This window comes from Acetobacterium wieringae, from assembly GCF_026646375.1.
In the GTDB taxonomy this organism is placed as follows: Bacteria; Bacillota; Clostridia; order Eubacteriales; family Eubacteriaceae; genus Acetobacterium; species Acetobacterium wieringae_A.
Genome location: NZ_JAIPPU010000058.1, coordinates 1 through 633, shown reverse-complemented (window position 1 = coordinate 633; position 633 = coordinate 1). Strand labels below are relative to the sequence as shown.

General features: G+C 34.4%; 1 protein-coding gene. It reads right to left on the bottom strand.

The window, feature by feature from the left end; all coding sequences use genetic code 11:
• Positions 1-201 precede the first annotated feature (201 nt).
• The gene (locus tag Q7P33_RS17930) at positions 202-573 is read right to left on the bottom strand and encodes a hypothetical protein (protein WP_303872105.1); all 372 of its coding nucleotides are present in this window, start codon (positions 571-573) and stop codon (positions 202-204) included.
• Between the last annotated feature and the right edge of the window lie 60 nt (positions 574-633).

Here is a 633-nt window from a genome sequence, read left to right as displayed (position 1 = left end):
CATTTACGCACCGGGTGCGTTTTTTGCTCCAGCTCATTCCCAGAGTTCCATTTACACACCGGGTGCGTTTCGTCGATGTTTAATTAAAGGAAACAAGTTTCATTATAATCACCTTGTTTCCTCGGGAAACAAATTTAAAATTCCTGCTCCCAATCATAGCTATCTGTTTTCTTTTTCTTGATCATTTCGAAATCAATATTTTTAAACAAATATCAATGATCTAATAAAAAATATGCCTGGTAGCAATGCCGTTGCAAACCAAAACTCCGGAACTGGCATTGTAAAGCAAGACCAGTATGACATCCATATATTTCCAAGAAAAATCAATCCACATATAATAGCCCCTGCTCCGCACCCAACCATCCATATTGTTGCAGTTACAGTACACGCTACGCCAATGTAGCTTAATCCATATAATATTACATGCAATACTCCAAGACCTACCAAAGCTACAAAACAGCCCTTTGCAAAATCAACTATCGAATCTATTGTTTCTAAATCAAAATGATTTTCTATAAACGATTCTTTTTTTTGATTTCCTATCTCTTTTTCATTCTTTAATGTGTTTTTCATTATATCCTTCCTATATTGTCAAGCCTCAAATCATTGATTTTTAAGGCTTTTATTTAAATA

Bases quoted from the DNA above. Each gene is read 5' to 3' on its own strand.
- Q7P33_RS17930 (WP_303872105.1), bottom strand. From the start codon at position 573: ATGAAAAACACATTAAAGAATGAAAAAGAGATAGGAAATCAAAAAAAA.